Origin of the sequence: [Micrococcus luteus] ATCC 49442 (assembly GCF_010367585.1) — a bacterium.
In the GTDB taxonomy this organism is placed as follows: Bacteria; Actinomycetota; Actinomycetes; order Actinomycetales; family Micrococcaceae; genus Arthrobacter; species Arthrobacter luteus_A.
In genome coordinates, this window is sequence record NZ_JAAAXP010000001.1 from 1,176,985 (window position 1) to 1,191,359 (window position 14,375).

A 14,375-nucleotide genomic window follows, 5' to 3' on the forward strand; every position below is an offset into this window, starting at 1 on the left:
TCGTCCGTCACGCCGGTCCCGCTCCCGGCACGGTGGACGGCTCGAGAATCTCACTTGTGAGGAGGTCCTCCTCCTTGTCCCCCAGCAGGACGTAGAGTCCCGGGGCCTCCGCGTGCAGGAAACCGCGGAGGCGGGCGATCCGGGCACCGCTGGTAAGGTCAAAGGCGGAAGCTTGGTAAAGCCACGCGGCGGACTCTCCCCCGGAGCCGTCGGTGACGCGCAGCTCCATCCGGGGCAGCCGCACGCCGCTGCTGTGATCGGTTTCGGCCGGTTCAACCCGACGAGCGTCGATCACCCGGGCGTCGACGAGCTCTACCCAGCTGGCCTCTAGGCTCCGCGAGAGCAGCGAGCGGGTGCCTTCGGCGGGGAAGTCTGCGGCGCTGACGCGGGTGGGAGTTGGAGCATCGTGGGGTTCCTCTCCGGCCAGCCGCACGCGCATCCATCCCTCGTCACGCACGGTCGTGGACCCGGAGTCGTCCCTGAGCACCCCGCCGAGGAAGGCGACCTTCTGCCAGCGCGCATAGTCCGAGGGCATGTCGATGTCCGAGCGTACCCAGATCCCAGACCAGCCCCCGCCCGTGTGGCTATTCAAAACCACCAAACCCCGGTCGTGGATGCCGCCGTTGCAGCCCGTGCAGCACGCCACGCTGACGTGCACGCTAGCGAGGGTGGGGCCGTACGGGAAACGCGTCTCTGTGTATGGCACCTTGAGCTCCATCGGCGACTTCACACCATGGACGAACCGCGGTCCCACTACCCGGTCACCGACCACGACCTGGTCCACAACCAGTTCGTCCTTTGGAGCCGCCTCGACGGCGAGCACGATCTCCGTCGGGGAGTCCGGTTTGCGGCCGTGCGCCCTTGCGGGGCGGCCACTGAGGAGCTGGAGGCCAGCGTCATAGGCCCAGGCCGCGTCATCAGGCGACGCGAACAGCACGATCAGCGTGTGGTCGTCCGACGGAAAGGTAGTAACAATCCCATTGCCCAACATGTCGGCTCCAATCTGCGGCAGGACTGCCTTACCAGGAACGGCCGGGCGTATCAGCCCGAGTCTGGACGCGTTACCCGGCGAATTTTCTCGGTCAGCCTAGCAGGGGCGCCGTTATTGGGGCGTTATCGATCACGCCGGGGGTGCAAACGGCAGTTGGTTCAGGACCGGTGAAGGCTTGCATCAGGACCATCCACAACTCGCCGACTGCTTGTGACGTTTGAGTCAGGACCACCCTCAGTGTTGTTTTCATCGATGAAAGCAAGCATTTGCAGGTCCCGGATGAGGAGTGTATATGGAGCTGTTTGCCAAGACTCGCAGAGACGTTCGTTTGGAGAACACACTCTTTTCCTCCTATAAAGCAGGTGATAAGCGCACAGCCCGAGGAAGTGGCAGACGCCAAGCATCTTCTAGTTGAAACAGCGAGCCCACCACTGCCGGTCAGGGGCGGAACTGCGACCTGAACCAAAGCGGGCAGCGCGCCACTCTGCTGAATCTTCTAGTCCGAAAATGGGGTGAGCTTCCTGTAGTGCGTGCATGTGGAGTTGTCCGGCGGGCGATGGTAAGCCGGCCGGTGGATTCCAGCAATCGGAGGCTGCCTCCATCACCAGCCGCTCGATACCGAGATCGACCAGATGGTTGGCCAGTTCCGTTAGAGACCGGGTCATCGTCGAATGTTTGGACACCTCCTGCAGGCGTCTTCGGGTATTCCCCGGGCCGGGCATCCGCACACAACACACGAGCTCGGCTTTGCCGATATCCAGGGCAGCGACCCTCGCAATGATCTGTTCCTCATCCTGGGATTCGGTCAGCATGGCCTTCGTCATCTCCTCGCAACGCACCCGATCTGATGGTCGAAGAAGCCGCCCGTGGGGATCACCGGGAAAACGGGAATCTAGTCCTCGTCCTCGTCGAAAGAAACAGTGAAGGGCCCACAGCGTGATCCCCACCGCCCGGCTAGACGACGGCCTAAAAGAACTATGGGGGCACGGCGTTGACAGGCGACCATGGGAACATTGTCAGCCCGGAACGGGCGTCCCACAAGGGATACATTGGCCAGATGAGCAGCCTTGCCGGATGCTAGTTTCGCAATATCGCCCTAGCCAAGAGATATGCGGCAAGGGCGCCAATGACGGCTCCCCCGCCTTGCAGTATGACGCCGACCAGACCACTCTGGGCTAGCGCAGAATCTGGGTCGGCAACCATTTGAAAAGCTATGAAGTATCCAACGGCATAGCCAATTGCCGCCCCGGCGACAGCTGCAATCCACAAAACGTAGTCACGCCCGGAATCTTGGGACATAAATAGGCTCGCTTCCTGATCGTGTTTCTGGACAACGCCTTGCAATTACGCCCCACGGCCCGGCACCGGAGTGGCCAACCCGTAGACGAAACGGCGGAAGGCGGCCTCGAGATCCCTGCAACCGGATCGGGTGATCAGGAACTCCTCCAGGTATTTCGTAGTGGTCGGCCGCTCGCTGTGGTTGGTGTAGAGATCGCGCATGTGCGCGCGCAGCTCTGCCGTCCCGATGGCTGCCGCAACTCCCTCGAAGAAACGGCTCCCCTGCTCGTAGGACTCCGGTGCCGTGACGCGCACCCACGGGTTCGGCGGCTGCAAAAGCACCGGGGGTTCACTGAAGTTGAACGGCATGGAGCCCGTGGCGCCGTTGTCGTTATAGACAGTCCAGGCTTCGTCCCACCAGGCGTCGGGTTGGCTGGCGGGTTTGAGCCCTCGGGCGAACCAGCTGTGGAATGCCTCGTGGCGGAGCGCCGGCACACCGCTCGTGGTTCCGCCCTCGTATTCCATACCGCCCCGGTGCAGGAAGGCCGTGAAGCGGGATCCGTGCCGGTACGGTCCGCTGGATTGTTCGTTGGTGGCCAACCAGCTCTTGAGATCGGCGATCCGGTCGGGTAGCGAGATGTTGCTACGCACGAGTTTCCAGGCCTCGATGGTCACCTGTGTCCCGGAGACCGGCAGGTCCACGGTACCGGTCGCGGATTCGAGGGTGTCGGTCGCGCGCAGCTCGAGCAGCGGGGACAGCGCGGTGAAGTGTGCCGGGAAGGTGATGCGCCACCGGTTGGGCGCCACCACAGTGACTAACCCGTTGGTGATGGGCGTGTGCGGAACAGACGTGTGCAGAAGCTGGAGCTCGATCGTGAGCGAAAACTGGTCGAAGATCAGGTTGGCCGGGATGAATGCTTCCAGGTATCTCCCCGCGCCGAGATCGGTGAACCCGAAGTTGAAGGCGAGCCGAGGGCCGGCACTCCAAATGATGCCCGGCGGGTAGGAGCCCACCGGCGACGCCGCCGGCGGCCCGAGCCGGTATTCGAGGCGGAGTGTGTGTTGCGACCTGGCGGGCAATACGGACTCAACTATCCGCAGTTCAGCGTCCGGGCCACCGCCGAAATCATGATGGGCCAGCTGCACAACCGGGATCGGTGATCCGTCGAGCGAACCCGCGGTCACCTGCTGGCGGAGATCGAAGACGGGGTTTCCCTCGCGGTTTCCGGTTGTAAAGTCGACGGTTGCCTCGCCCGTGCCCGACGAGCTCGCCGCGTCGAACACCAGGCGAGCTTCAACATGTTGGATATCGATCGGTGTGGCCAGCAGCCCGTCCACTGTCGTGGGCGGGGGTGCCAGATCGAAGTTGGTGCTCACTGTGTTCGCACGGGTCGGAGGGCATCGGAGGGCGCCGGAGCCGGGCCGAGGTGCCGTTGCGCCAGGTTGTCGTGCTCGCCCACGTGCGAACCGGCTTCGGCCTGGTCGGTGGGGGTGTATACCGATGCGAGCAGGAGCCCTTGGGCGGCCGCAGGCGGCACGCTGTCCGCCGGTATCGTTGCCTTGACGATGGTGCTGGCACCCGGCGCCAGTGCGAACCCGCACGCTGCCGATAGCGGCGGCAGGAAGTCGGCCGGGTAGGTGAACGCCGTGCCCGCTACAGGCTGGATGGTGAAGGTGACGACGAAGGCGCGTGCACTCGCTGCGCCCGTATTCCGTACCCGGGCGTAGCAGAAGTTGTCCTGCCCGGGCAGTGGCGTCTGATGCGTCGTGCCGTTATCGTCCGCCTGCCGTGTCCACAAATCCCCAGAACTGAGGGTCGTCGACCCGCCGCCGAGCTGAAGATCGGCAGCAGGATCGACGGCCAGCAGACCGCGATTGTGGAAGCTGTTGAGCATCTCCGCCAAGTGGCGCCCCCGGTAGTGCGGCAGGGCCGCGTTAGTGCGCATCACGGCTTCAGCGCCATCGGGCATGCTCGAGGAGGCGACGAGCAGATGGTGGGACAAGGTCACGGTTTTGATCACGGCGTTGCGGGCTGCGAGTCGCTCGGCCGGGACCGTCGACGCACCACCGATCGCAAGGTAGACGTTCCACAACGCAGCCGACCAAATCTCGCCGTCCGCATGCTCCTGGTTCACCCAGTCCGCCGGGTATACCTTCGTCCCGTCAACCCGGCGCAACCCGCCCCGGTCCCCGAAGATCCAGGGCTCGAAGACCTCGCGCAAGAATCCGTGCTCGGCGAAGTAGACGCACGCCGCCATGTCCCCGAAGCCCTCGCCCATAGCGCGGGTCTCGCGCCGGCCGGTAACCGGATTGGTAGCCCCCCAGCCGGGTACCTGGTCGTCCTGGATGGCATGGCCGTACTCATGAATCATGACGTGCGCGTCTTCGGCACGGTCCGGCAGGCAGGGGCCGGAGTTGGAGAAGTGCAGCCCCTTGTCGATCGGTGAGTAGAACGCAGCCCCGCTGCCCTCATGAGGGTCACACGCGATCTGTGAGTTCCGGGCGGTGGTGATCCCGGGTCCCTGCGTCGGGTCCTGCAGGTATCGCTGGAAAGTATCGACCGCGTAATAGACGTTCACCGCCTCGAAGCGGACGTCGCCGGTGGAATAGGTGAAGGCGTGGGCATCCGCCTCCTCAGGGAGGACGGTGTTCGGGGGCCCGAAGTTCCTCATGGCCACGAACGGCCCGGACAGTCGGTGCCGCCCCGTCGCTGCATTGAACGAGATCTCCCGCAAAGTGCGGGTGACCCGTTGGGCATCGATCGTCTGGCGGGAGCTGCCGGTAAAGCTGCAGCCGCCGGCGGTCGCGTCCGGGTCGCGCAGTGTGGCGTCTCTTGCAGTCACGACTGGGTTGGGGTCGAAGACCAGGCCGGACCCATCGACGTGCTTGATGAGGTCTTGCCGGTCGAGCACGTCGCCGGTAGCGGCGTCGACCATGACCCGCCAGTCATGCGGCGGGTTCTGGGTGGGAAGCAAGACAACGAAGACGCGGTGCAAGCCGTCCTCGCGTGGAAAGTAGGCCTGCGCCGGCGGAGGCGGGTCCCCACGGAGGTCGGGCCGGCCGACATCCTCCAGAGCGGTCTGCTGAGCCTGCTCGGCCGTGATAGGCGCGTCACCGGCGGGTGCTACCTGGAGTTCCGGCTCTCGGTCGAGGTCAATCTGGACAATCCGATCCTCTGCGGCGTTCGTCGCGACCAGGATCTGGGTCTCCAGCACCGGCAAGCCGTCGAGCTGCTGCTGGTAGCGGACTAGCCGGCCTAGCGGGGTCGTGGCGCTGTGCATCTCGGTCAGGCCCGCGGCGGCCGGTATCCGAAGCTCCTCCGCGTGGTCGATCAGGAATTGTTTCACCTGATCGCCGGCGGCTTCCGACTCCGCGTCGGACCGCGGCAGTTCGTAGTCCCCACGAACCCTCATGAGGCGACCGCCGCTCTCATAAACGTCGCCGTTCTCATCTAGTGATCCGTTCGGCATGGTCTGCGACTTCCTGGCTAGTTATCGGGCTTACTTGAACTTCGGCTGGTGTCATGCGGAGCGGCTATTACCCGGCTGAGGTACTGCTCCGCTGGCTGGTCACCGACCTCCTCACGTACCTCGACCTCGGCTGCGGTGAGACCGGTGTAGGCTCCGGCGGAATCTCCGTCAGCGGCCGTAATAGAGCATTGCCAGTCGTGTGCCACATGCAACTTCATCACGAGCCCCTCCCGTAGACTGCGCAGATTTGCTCAAGCCCTGTTGGAACCGCACGTGGCGAACGTGCCGTAGCCCGACAGGTCGCGGTCAGTGCAGCCCAACCGGCACACACGACCCGCAGCGCGTAGATGGCTTCTGATGTCATCCAGACCCGGATCTGTTCCGCGCGGGACGATCGAGTGTTCACCGGCTGAGGGAAAGCGAAAAATCCCGCCGATACTCGGTGGTCGGGCAGGGTCTGCCGACAAGATACCCAACAGAATGACCGGCCAGAATCCTCTGATTCTGTCGCTGCCGCGCTCCGCGCAGGTCAACCACCCAGCCCATCGCGTGCTGCACCGGTGCCCTGTCCCAACTGCGTCACCGGGACAACACTGGGATCAGCTACGCCTCAGTTTCCCAGCCTGTGTGTCAACTGACAGAGAGCCCACGTATTGCTCCAACGGCTGGTCTCCGACGTCATTCGGTACATCGAATTCGGCCACCTTGATGTTGGCTTCCTCCGATGGTGGGTCCCCTCCCTCCACTGCCGCACCCACAATGGTTCCGTCCTCGGTATACGCCACATGCAGTTTAGTCATCAGTCTCTCCTCCAATTTGTCATGAGTCTTTCCGCCAAGCTTGGGGTTTGCACGGATCTGCCGTCTCCCGTCATCACTCGGGAGCCCTAATCGCACCTCGCGTGAAAGTCGTGGGGTTGTTCGTATTGTTCCTGACGACGTACGTCAAACGTCGCACACCTGAAGCGTCCGTAGCGATGAACTTTCTCAGTATCTCGATGTTGTTGTTGGACCCAGTCGGCACCGCTGAGATATCCCAGAAGGCATCGTCTAGGGGTTGGAAAAAGCTGAATTTTAACGTTTGTCCACCGCCGATGAATTGAGCACCGGCTGATGATACGAAGACGCGAACGCCTGCCATGAGATCCTCCTCTTGTCAGCCCGTAACCCGGGCACTTCTTCGGCCTAACCGTCCTCCCTGAGGGAGGTGTTCATAGGAAAGCAGACGAGGCGTTACGTCGGCGTTACTCTTAGATCGCTCCGGGACGTTTGCAGGGCCGCGAACGAGGACGGGGCGTGATCCTGGCAGCGTAGGCCAACTCGGTCGAGCCGACGATGTGGGCCCGGCCACGGCGGATAATGTTCTGGCAGCCGCAGTGAGGCGTGGGCGCAAAACCAGACCTTTGGGCGTACGTCTATCGTCATTGCGGCAGGTAGTCTCATCGTCACCGCAAGCCTCATATCGATTGGAAGTCTAGAATCACAGGGTCCTGTCCGGCTGATCTACACCCCAACCTGACGGATGGAACCCCATGTGTCTTGACTTTCTTCTGATACGGGCCTAGAACTCAACCCGACAGGACGAGGATTGGAGGCGCAGGGTGGCTGGACAGCGGATCGGGTATGTGCGGGTGAGCACGCTGGACCAGAATGAGAAGCGCCAGCTCGACGGCCAGGTTCTTGACCGGGTCTTCACCGACAAAGCCTCCGGCAGGGACACCGCCAGGCCGCAGCTGGCTGAACTGCTGCGGTTCGCCCGTGACGGGGACACCGTGGTCGTGCACAGCATGGACCGGCTGGCCCGGAACCTCGATGACCTGCGGGCCCTGGTCCAGGGCCTGACACGCAAAGGCGTGCGGGTGGAGTTCGTCAAAGAGAGCCTGGTTTTCACCGGCGAGGACTCCCCCATGGCAAACCTCATGCTCTCCGTCATGGGCGCCTTCGCCGAGTTCGAACGCTCCCTCATCAGGGAACGGCAGCGGGAAGGCATCGCCCTGGCCAAACAACGCGGTGCCTACAAAGGACGGAAAAAGACCCTCACCCCGGAACGCGCCGCAGAGCTGGTCCAGCGCGCCGAAACCGGTGTTCCGAAAGCCATCCTTGCCCGTGACTACGGGATCAGCAGGGAGACCGTCTACCAGTACCTGCGCCACGCCAAACTGGACTGAACCGCTCCCCCGCTGTCGCCATCGTTGTGCCATAGCCGGGCCGGCCGTAGCTTGACGGAAGGTCCATTATCGGCGTTTAGAAACGGTCGGGGGAGCAGCTCTAGGAGCCGCGAATATCCCTTCAAGACACGCCGCGAAGCCCTTATGTCTGTGTGCTTCACGGCTCCGACGATCCCCTGTTATCAACCTGGGCGGTTCAGAATTAGTGGTGCTGGCCGGAAATCGGGAGCAGCAGAAATGAGAAGCGAGCCACTCTGGGAGCCCACTCCTGGAGTGCACGTAAATCAGGCAGGTCCACGAGTGCCAGCGTTGGTTCGAGCCCTGCACCGAGGCTGTTCCAATAGGGCACAGCAGCCGGTTCGACTTCGCAGATCCTATTGGCCGTCGCACCCGGCGGGACCATGATTCCTCGGACGATATCAGCCCAGGTGCTGGAGGGATGCCAGTGCAGGATTCCGCCCCGAGGAGCCCTAGGGTCATCCTGGTTCCGGCTCGGCGGATGGTCGAGGAGCGCCCCCATTAGGCTCGGGTGTGCGGTGAGCATGGCAAGCAGCACAATGACTGCTTGGAATTCGCCAGGACGAGTATCGCTTCCGAGGAACTCCCGGCTCCGGCTTAGGTCGCGAGTCGCGCGGAGCATGCGGTAGAGATTGAGTACCCTCGTGCCCTCGCGTGGGGTCTCTAGAAGGCCTCCGACGGCCTTTAGCAAGGCCTTCTCGTCGTCATTTAGCTTCAGCGGTTCCGTGACAGCGGTTATTCCGGACGGAGACGATGCGGCCAGAGGGGACTGAGGCTGGATCTCGATCGGTGTCGGGTGAAGCTTGCTCTGTGAAGCTGCATCGATCGCCAGCACTGCCTGTGTGTCTTCTCCTGGCGTGCTTGTCCCGTTGGTCGCGTTCAGTCCGCCGTGGTGCTGAAGTCCCGTGGCGGCCTCGTGTACGACAGTGGCTTGTTGGTCCGCCTGCAGCTCGTTGTGTTGATTGTCCTTGTTCCGCGGAAGGTCGACAGCTGCAGAGACGAAGCGGCCGAAGGCATCGGGGTCCATGCGCGGCAACACGAACGGAATGTTGAAGATTTTCTCCAGGTAGTCCTCGGGTGTCACGCCACCGTCAGCTTCGCTGGTCAAGTAATCACCGCGTGCGAGCGTCGCCGGGTACTTCTCCCGGAGTGAGCGGACTATCCAGCGGGGGTCGACACCGACAACCACAGTGAACAAATCGAGCGCCAACAGTAGGTGGATTGCTTGCAAGACCTCGACAACCTGCTCGGGCTCGCATCGATCGAGGTCATCGATGTACAGCACGATGCGGTCGATCGGTGTCCGCCCCTCTCGGGGATTCTTGCGCCAATCCGACATCAGTTGGGCGAGCCGGTCGAGGTCCCGGCGCACTATGGAGATGAGACCAAGCCTGCCTTGATACTCCGGGCTCTCGGAGCGTTCGAGCAGAAACTTGAACAGCCGGGCATCCGGCCTAAGTTCGTTGAGGTCATGCTCGATCTGTTCAGCGCGCCGGGTTACTGTCGTCAACCGCGCCCCTACGCTCTCCTCCCGTGCCTTCGCCCGCCAATAGGCGTCCAGCGCGGGTAGAGTTGCCGCTTCCCGGGCCTTAGCGTCGGATGTTTGTAAGTCATCCGCGACTTTCCGCAGCATCTGCAGTCCCGATCGTGCCCAGTTCGCCGCCAAAATCCCGGCTGCTAGAAGCGTCGAGGTTCCGGCGATCCCGAATGTGGCGGCCATGCGGGGCGCAAAGAAGGACACGACCGCTGTAACGGCCAGTACCACCAGGCCGGCTGCCAGAAACCAGCGGGCGCGGCGATTCCGCGCCATTGCAGCCAGTGCCTTCACGTCGTCAACGGAATCACTGACGGCGTCTGCCAGGGCGTCCGCCTGGCTGACCAGGTCCTTCACACCGAGGCTGCGAAACGCCTTGTCGAGCTCGTCATGGAGGATCGGGGACTGCCTAGCGACTGACAGAAGGTGCACCTTCTGTTTAGCGCTGCTCTTGCGCGCGGCAACAAGGTCGGTGCGCGCTTGTGCGGTTTCCGTAATCGCACGATTCTTCGCCTGCAGGAGTTCCACACGGGCTTCGCGCTGGGTTTCGAGGTCATGGGCGAGTTGCGCCCGCTGTTTCTTGAGCTTTTCAATATCGGTTTCGCCTACGGAATCCGGGCCCAGAAGCTGCCTAAAGATCTCGTCGCCGAGGCTGGCCCAGAGGTTTGTGTCGGAGTAGTGCCAGGCGTTGAAGGTCACATGGGCGATCTCAGAGCAGTGGCGTGCTGGACTCTCCTTGGAAAGTCGCGCGATCTCATGTCGAAGCATGCCCATGAAAAAGCTTTTGCCGGATCCCCAAGCGCCGAAGAGACCGACCGAGAGCGGTTGCGGCGTCTGTCGGCTGGCAATCAGGTCCGCTAGCATCCGAACGTAGGTTGCGACGCCCAGTGTGTCGCGATCGAGCGGGAAAGCGTGAGTTGGGTCGACGAAGTCTGCGGTTGTCCCGCCCTCAAGATCGAGCGGCGCGACGGTCGACGTCAGGAAAGCGTCCCAGACGGCGGAGTCGTCCTCCGGCGAGGCGGTGTCGACGACATCCCGCAGTGTTCGTCGCAGTTCCGGTGCCGTGCTCCCGAGAACGGTTAGGAGGCTGCCTGTCAGGGATTCGTCGTCGATGACGGCGGCAGCGAGAACGTGGCGGGCGTGGATGCCCTCACTGCCAAGATCGTCGGCCAGGGTCGCGGCGCGAGTCACCAGATCGATGAAGGGCGGCGGGAAGGCTGCCTCAACGTACCCGGCCCCCGGGACACGCTCATGGATCTGTAAGCCCAGCCGGAGCCCTAGCTCCCCGGCCTTGCCATGCCTGCCAACAAATGTAGAGAGGACTGTTGCGTCGTCACGGCGCGCGGCCTCCACGACGGCAGCGCAGAGCACTAAGCTCGCCGGGGCGGGGGTCGGGTTCGTGCGCCACGAGTGGAGCAGCAATGCCTCGTCGAGGATTGCCTTTGCCCCCGGGCTAAATGGGAGCTCCATCTCCCGGCGTGGAACGAAGGTTTCCCAGAGGTTCAGAAGGAGGGCCTGGGGTGTATCTGCGAGAGTAACGCTTGAGTTGGAGCCGCTCGTCCCCGCGAATCCAATGATTCCGAGGTCGGTGATGACGGGGGAGCCCATCGCCGTCCGGTCTTCGGAGTAATGGAACCCGGATACAACGCCGGCCTCTGAATCGGTCTTGTATGAGACTGAGCCGTTGCTGAGAACGACTCCAGGGACAAATCCGGCGTTGTCGTAAGTGCTGTCGTCCACCTGGAGGAGCGTGCATTCAGCCGTCCCCCTGGATATGACCAACGGTGGCCGTTGATCGGGTGTCAAGTTCGCTGGCGGATCGATGGTCCAGACGCACAGCCCATCTTCTTCGGAACGTAGCTGCAGGCGATGACTGTTTCGGCACACGCGGATGCTTGTCCCGCTCACCGGCACCTCTGTGATTGCCGTCGTGGGATTCACCAGCACCGCGAACCCTCGTGCCGCGCGGTCGTCGGCCATGATAATCCCGATGAACGGCCAGTCCCGAGGGTCGAGCGGGAGGCCAACCAACATGAGGTCGGCAGCGGAGTCGTGCCATGCCGGTTCGGCGGACGAGCTGGGCTCTGCCGTCGTCACTGAGTGCCGCCCATGTGGCCTCCTAACGATTACTCTTCAGCATGTCCGCCTTCGGAATGATCGTCAATGACAGCAGGGTCTACCGATGGGTTAGCCATCGGTGTCTGCAGCCACGTCGTCATGGGGCGGGGTAAACGCACGCTAAGGCGTCTAGCCTCGATTTTTCATAATGGCCGGTGAGGGGCGGTAGTGTGTGGCGCCGGGTTGGTCTGGGGTTGTTTTCTGTTTTCGGGCGTACTGAAGTGGCCCATTGGATCGCCTGGTTTGGCGCCGGTTCCACTTCCGGTGATGGGGCTGCTCGTCGGGATTGGTCAGTGCCTGCTTAGCCTGAGCCGGGAGGCAGAATTTGTCTAAGGCGATTCGTGTTCTCCAGAAGCAGTTTCAGAAGGTCTTTCTCCGGCGCTGATTCCGGCAGGAGGAGTTGGTTGCGGCGGGCGCGGGTGATGATTTTCCCGGCGGTCGCGAAGAGCCGGTAGCGCCAGCGTTTGATGTCCCAGGCCTTGGCGTTGTGGCCGTCCGGGAGAGCGGTGAGCTGGATCCAGGAGACCAGGTTGAAGGCCAGGGTGGCGATGTTCGCCCAGGCCTGGTTCGCGGCGAAGTCGAAGAACGGGAGCTTGCCCAGGCCGGTGTTTTTCAGGGTTTTGATCCGGTTCTCGCACCGTCCCCTGGCGCGGTGGCGGGGGTCCAGGAAAGGTCCGTGCCAGCGGGGTGAGTTGGTCAGGAACGCGGTGATCCGGTGCCCGTCGGTATCGAGCAGACTGGGCTGCGCTCCGGGGTGCAGCGGCTCGGCGCGGAGGAACAGTTTCGTGCCTGGCGGGTAATCGGTGAGCGGGATGACGTCGGTGGCGTTGATGACCCACGCATCGGTGCGGTCGTTTCCGCCCTGGTCCAGGGCCGGCTGCCAGTACTGTTTGTCGCTGATCCAGTGGACCATGTGGGCCTTGCCGAACGGGAGGGTGTAGCTGGTGGAGAACTGCACGCCGAGGCTGTGCAGGTGCCAGAGGAACTTCCGGGAAGCCCCGGCACTGTCGGTCCGGACCAGGATCTTCTCCCCGGCCAGGGCCCCGGTCTCGGTAAAGAAGCTCTCAGGAAGTTGGGCTGTGGCGGTGTGGAAGACCCGGATGTGGTCCTCGGCGCTGTTCGCTCCGGCGTTGCCTGGGCGCAGCACCGCAGCGAGGATTTCCCCGGAACCGTTGCCGGCACCGTAATCACAGGAAGCGATGAAGGGGGCGAATCCGTAGCCGCGTTTGTAGGTGCCGGCGACGTTTTCCTTGTCCGAGTGTGAGGTCACCAGGGTCGCGTCGATGTCGATGACGAGCGGGTCTGCGGCGGTCGCGGCCAGTGCCGGGTTCCTTGCCCGGCGGCGTTCCAGGCCCGGGTGCGCAGTTCCCGGGTGAGGGTCTCAAAGCCGTAGCCGAACAGCTCCGGGTCCGTGACGGTGCGTTCGAAAAACCGGGACACTGTCGCGTGAACCGTCCCGAGTTTGATGCCGCTATCTTCTGTGAGAAAGATAGTGATTATGCCCAAGCAGTTCCCGCCGGAAGTCCGTGACCGTGCAGTGCGCATGACCTTGGATCGGTTGTCCGAATACCCGTCCGTTTATGCTGCTTGCAAGGCACTGGCGCCGAAGCTCGGAGTCGGCCCTGAATCGCTGCGCCGCTGGGTTGTCCAGGCCCAGGTCGATGCCGGTGAGAAGACCGGACCAAGCAGCGACGAGCTGGAGGAAATCAAGCGGCTCCGGGCTGAGGTGCGGGACTTGAAAGAGTCCAACGAGATCCTCAAACAAGCTTCGATTTTCTTCGCGAGGGAGCTCGACCCTCGCCGCCGCTGATTTGTCGATTCATCGACGAAGTGCGGGCTGAAGGTTATGCGGTCGAGTCGGTCTGTGCAGTCCTGCGGGAGCAGGGGGTGCAGGTCGCCGCACGAACCTACCGGGCGTGGAAGAAACGCCTGCCAGCCTTGCGCACCATCGAAGACGCCCGCATCACCGATGCGCTCCGGGCCTTGAAAGTTCCCGACGCGAAGGGACGCCCCCGGCCCGAGATCATCTATGGACGGCGGAAAATGGCAGTGGCTGCGCCGTAACGGCTTTCCGGAAGCCTCCAAACACACCGTGGACCGGCTCATGCGCGAAGAGGGAATGAACGGCCTCATCAGAGGCCGCAAGACCCGCACCACAATCCCGGGCAAGGACGGCCGCCGCGCCGGCGACCTGCTGAACAGGGACTTCACCGCCCCGGCCCCGAACCGGATCTGGGTCACTGATTTCACCTACGTCCCGGTCTACTCCGGATTCGTCTACGTCGCCCTGGTCATCGACCTGTACTCGCGGGCGATCGTGGGCTGGGAAACCTCAACCGTCAAGGACACCGCGTTCGTTGAACACTGCCTGCGGATGGCCCTGTGGCGGCGCGAACACACCGGCCGGCCGGCACCGGCGGGACTGATTCACCACTCAGATGCGGGAAGCCAGTACACCTCGATCCGTTACACGGACACCCTGGCCCTGGAGGGCCTGGAGCCGTCCATTGGCAGCGTGGGTGATGCTTATGACAATGCAGCCGCCGAGACCGTGATGGGGCTGTTCAAGAATGAGGCCGTCGCGAAGGACTCACCGTTCCGCAGCGGGGCGTTAAAGACCGAAACCGACGTGATGGAGATCGTCTTCGAGTGGGTCCACTGGTACAACAACGAACGCCTGCATTCCGCCCTGGATCACCAGACGCCAGAGGAATTTGAGCAAACATATAATGATCTACAAACCGGCCCGTTACCCGACGACGCCGCCAACAAACAGGCGGCATGATTCCCGGGACGGTT

At 63.0% G+C, this 14,375-nt stretch carries 7 protein-coding genes and 2 pseudogenes; 2 read left to right on the forward strand and 7 right to left on the reverse strand.

Going from position 1 to position 14,375, the window contains the following annotated elements:
• Positions 1 to 7: 7 nt before the first annotated feature.
• The 5 genes from GUV69_RS05475 to GUV69_RS05495 form a co-directional block, all read right to left on the reverse strand.
• Positions 8 to 991 (reverse strand): hypothetical protein, encoded by a 984-nt coding sequence (locus GUV69_RS05475; protein WP_164200439.1) that lies wholly within the window; start codon positions 989 to 991, stop codon positions 8 to 10.
• 407 nt (positions 992 to 1,398) lie between these two features.
• Entirely contained in the window at positions 1,399 to 1,803 is a 405-nt protein-coding gene (locus GUV69_RS22955) for a hypothetical protein (RefSeq protein ID WP_208786590.1), read from the reverse strand.
• A gap of 532 nt (positions 1,804 to 2,335) precedes the next feature.
• On the reverse strand, positions 2,336 to 3,646 hold the full coding sequence (locus tag GUV69_RS05485; protein WP_164200441.1) for a M1 aminopeptidase family protein: 1,311 nt from the start codon (positions 3,644 to 3,646) through the stop codon (positions 2,336 to 2,338).
• Positions 3,643 to 5,739: a M36 family metallopeptidase gene (locus tag GUV69_RS05490; protein WP_164200443.1), complete on the reverse strand. Its 2,097-nt coding sequence runs from the start codon at positions 5,737 to 5,739 to the stop codon at positions 3,643 to 3,645. The genes GUV69_RS05485 and GUV69_RS05490 overlap by 4 nt, the downstream gene beginning before the upstream one ends.
• 599 nt (positions 5,740 to 6,338) lie before the next feature.
• Positions 6,339 to 6,539, reverse strand: a complete 201-nt coding sequence (locus GUV69_RS05495) for a hypothetical protein (RefSeq protein WP_164200445.1) — start codon at positions 6,537 to 6,539, stop codon at positions 6,339 to 6,341.
• A gap of 800 nt (positions 6,540 to 7,339) precedes the next feature.
• On the opposite strand from GUV69_RS05495, the gene GUV69_RS05500 reads away from it, so the two are divergent.
• Positions 7,340 to 7,906 carry a recombinase family protein gene (locus GUV69_RS05500; protein ID WP_164200447.1) on the forward strand — a complete coding sequence of 189 codons (567 nt, stop codon included), beginning with the start codon at positions 7,340 to 7,342 and terminating at the stop codon, positions 7,904 to 7,906.
• A gap of 202 nt (positions 7,907 to 8,108) precedes the next feature.
• Here the strand turns inward: GUV69_RS05500 and GUV69_RS05505 are convergent, their stop codons facing one another.
• Together GUV69_RS05505 and GUV69_RS05510 are read right to left on the reverse strand one after the other, a co-directional pair.
• The gene (locus tag GUV69_RS05505; protein WP_164200449.1) at positions 8,109 to 11,555 is read right to left on the reverse strand and encodes a P-loop NTPase fold protein; all 3,447 of its coding nucleotides are present in this window, start codon (positions 11,553 to 11,555) and stop codon (positions 8,109 to 8,111) included.
• 322 nt (positions 11,556 to 11,877) lie between these two features.
• Positions 11,878 to 13,022, reverse strand: a pseudogene (locus GUV69_RS05510) (IS1380 family transposase); the annotation flags it as partial.
• Between the two features lie 52 nt (positions 13,023 to 13,074).
• On the opposite strand from GUV69_RS05510, the pseudogene GUV69_RS05515 reads away from it, so the two are divergent.
• Positions 13,075 to 14,361 (forward strand): annotated as a pseudogene (locus tag GUV69_RS05515) (IS3 family transposase).
• The last annotated feature ends 14 nt before the right edge of the window (positions 14,362 to 14,375 follow it).